Origin of the sequence: Nostoc sp. 2RC (genome assembly GCF_014222165.1) — a bacterium.
GTDB lineage: Bacteria > Cyanobacteriota > Cyanobacteriia > Cyanobacteriales > Nostocaceae > Nostoc > Nostoc linckia.
This window is the reverse complement of sequence record NZ_JACKZU010000864.1, coordinates 1-229: the sequence shown is the minus strand read 5'-3', so window position 1 is coordinate 229 and position 229 is coordinate 1. Positions and strand designations below refer to the sequence as shown.

Here is a 229-nt window from a genome sequence, read left to right as displayed (position 1 = left end):
TATTAGGACCCTCAGGTGTTTCAATTGGACACATACGCCCATAGTGAGAGTAGTGAACGTCACGCACTTCCATTTGAGCACGTTCACGTGTTAATCCACCAGGCCCTAAAGCAGATAAACGACGTTTGTGCGTTAACTCTGCTAACGGGTTAGCTTGGTCCATGAATTGAGATAATTGTGAACTACCAAAGAATTCTTTGATTGATGCAATAACTGGTCTGATATTAAT

At 41.9% G+C, this 229-nt stretch carries 1 protein-coding gene; it reads right to left on the bottom strand.

The window, feature by feature from the left end:
* Positions 1–229: hypothetical protein (locus GNE10_RS36670; protein WP_185570596.1), on the bottom strand; the 229-nt coding region annotated here is incomplete at both ends.